At 43.0% G+C, this 2,564-nt stretch carries 3 protein-coding genes; 2 read left to right on the top strand and 1 reads right to left on the bottom strand.

Going from position 1 to position 2,564, the window contains the following annotated elements; genetic code table 11:
• On the top strand, positions 1–272 hold a 272-nt coding region (locus VK541_RS13015; protein ID WP_324370741.1), incomplete at its 5' end, for a HAMP domain-containing sensor histidine kinase.
• Between the two features lie 75 nt (positions 273–347).
• Complete coding sequence (locus tag VK541_RS13010; RefSeq protein ID WP_324370740.1) at positions 348–2,003, top strand: hypothetical protein; 1,656 nt, start codon at positions 348–350, stop codon at positions 2,001–2,003.
• A 43-nt stretch (positions 2,004–2,046) separates the two neighbouring features.
• On the opposite strand, the gene VK541_RS13005 is transcribed toward VK541_RS13010, so the two are convergent.
• Positions 2,047–2,564: hypothetical protein (locus VK541_RS13005; RefSeq protein ID WP_324370738.1), on the bottom strand; the 518-nt coding region annotated here is incomplete at its 5' end.

The following is a 2,564-nucleotide window of genomic DNA, read 5'->3' as shown; positions in this document are numbered from 1 at the left end:
AGGGGAGCATCAGCATCAGCGATCGACTGGACCGTTCCGGTTATTCCATCATCATCAGTGACTCGGGGATTGGCATCGCAAAAGAAGAGCTTGATTTTATTTTTGACCGTTTCCGGAAAACCAACCTAAGTGAAGATGTGGGTTACGGGCTGGGGCTTTCCATAGTAAAGAGTATAGCCACTTATCATGGCCTTGATGTTAAAGTAGATTCCGCTGTGGGCAAGGGGAGCACCTTTACGATCAGATTTCCCAAAGATCTATTATCTGACTGAACTTTTTCCCGAATAAATTCAATTATTTTAATTAATATTAAATATTAGTTGATTTTATCCTAATTGACCTCTGTTATGATTAAGATATCCTATGGCCTTGTGGTAATCATCATCTGTTTTCAGTATGGATGCCGCTCTTTTACCTATAGCAAAGGAGGGAGAGTTGAGACTAAATATATGACGCACTACCTTAATGACAGCTTGCAGGTAGGTGCGGTGCTTTATGGTGATATGCCAATTGCTTTTGGAAGCTCAGAAAAAGGAACCTCAATGCTTAAGGTATCCCATTTTGACCGGGAAGTACTTAGAAAATTCCACTACGGTAAATCAGATAAGCTTTTGTTTTCCACCATCCCAAGGGATGACCATAATCACGTGATCGGTTTAATCAGAAGTCCGGAAAATGTCAGGCTTTCTGATTACTCAACTGTTCGGGAGGGCAAGATCTTCTTCCTGCTAAAAACCATAAAATATAAAAACCGCGATGCCTATGAGGGATTGGTCCGTCTCGATCAAAACAGGTTTTTATCAATGATTCATTATCTCTCGTCTGAGGATGCTGTGGGCTATATCGAGACCCTAAATACGATCATGCTGCACAGTGCTACACGGATAAAGGACGGTGAAATGATGGCGCCCGTTTTTAATGTATTAGACGACTCCGGTAATTTTTTCGAAGAACATGGCTATTTAGCTCCCTTTAAACTGGCAGAAACCCGAAATAACTATCCCTCAGAGCAAAATCTTTTAGACCAGCTACTAGCTACGTATTATTCGTTTTGTGGCTCAGTTGATTTGGTCAAAAAGTCTTCAGAAGCTGCGATGTTCTTTAAAAAGGAAGATCTGGACGCCCGGGACCTGTCGCCCGCATCAGAAGAAATACTTAGACAAACCAGGAAAAAACAGGTGGTGATGTTTAACACTTCCCACCATCTTCCTCAACATGCATACTTTGTAGGCAGCCTGCTGGACAGTCTGTACAAACAAGGGTTTACGCACCTGGCGCTAGAGGCTATCGGTGACCCGGCGACCGTCATGAAGACCGGCTTCGTTAATCTGGATGATGGATTTTATACTAAAGACCCAGTAATGTCCAATTTCATCTCCAAAGCCAGGGCAATTGGATTCAAGATTATTGATTACGAATCCGAATCAGATGACCGGGAGCAAGGTCAGGCGCAAAACCTGGCGGATCAGTTGTTCAAAACCAATAGGGATTGCCGGTTAATTGTACTTGCGGGTTATGGGCATGTTGAAGAAACCACTGCACCGAAAAAAATGGCCGGTCATTTTAAGGACCTGACCGGAATAGATCCTTTTACAATTGACCAAACTAAATTAATGACGAGTTTTTGCCAGAACCTGGGTGCGGGCAATAAGGAAGACGTTTTTGTTTACTCAGGCAAAAAGATACAGCACAGTACAGATCTGTTGCTTTGGAATAACATCAATATGGACAACAAACCAATCAACTTTCCCTTTACCTCAGCGATTAAGGACATTACTATCGATGTGCCTGATTTATCTGCTGAACGGGACAGTCTGGCGACATTTTTGATTTATAACCAGGAAAACTTTCTCCTGGATTCCACAGTGATACCTGTTTTCGTTAAAATAATTCCTGCAAAAAAAGAGACCTATCAAATTAAACTTGAAAAAGGGAAATATCTGGTGCAATGTCTGGGAGAGTATAAGCGTCTGCTTTACAAAAGAGAGCTGGTTGTAAATTAACCATTTGACCCGGCAAAAAACAATGTATCGAAGGGATGCGGTTTCAATCGTGAGTCTCGGACGGTTTTAACGCAAACCATAAAGCCAGCAATGTCCCATAGCTTCCCCCGCGTTCTATCCACTCAAATATTTCCCATTGCGGATAAAAAAGCTCTGTTCCCATTTTCCAGATCAGGAAGATTAAAATTAAAGGACGCAGCGGGCGGATCGCGATGACGATAGCTGCGGCAATTTCTATAATTCCGGCAATAATCGCAACCTGCTGAGCATTATTGAAACCCAGTGATTCGTATTGCGTAAGTAATCCCTTTTTGCCGATTAAGTTTAGCCAGCCATGACCTGCCAGCAGCAGGAATCCTGTCACCCTCAAGCAAAGCGTTACTCTTTTTAAGCTTTCACGTGAAATGGAATCCGGAGGCTGTATTTTTTTAAACCATGCCCGAAAGCCCTTTTCCGGTAGACATAAAATTAAAAGTGCAAGCGGCGCGCCGAAATTGCCAGCCCGTTCCAGCAACTCTGCAAAAGGTTCACCCGAAAGCGGACGCATAGATGCTGTTGCCA

This window comes from Pedobacter sp. (genome assembly GCF_035317785.1).
In the GTDB taxonomy this organism is placed as follows: domain Bacteria; phylum Bacteroidota; class Bacteroidia; order Sphingobacteriales; family Sphingobacteriaceae; genus Pedobacter.
Note: the sequence above shows the minus strand (reverse complement) of the source record. Positions and strands in the feature narration are given on the sequence as shown.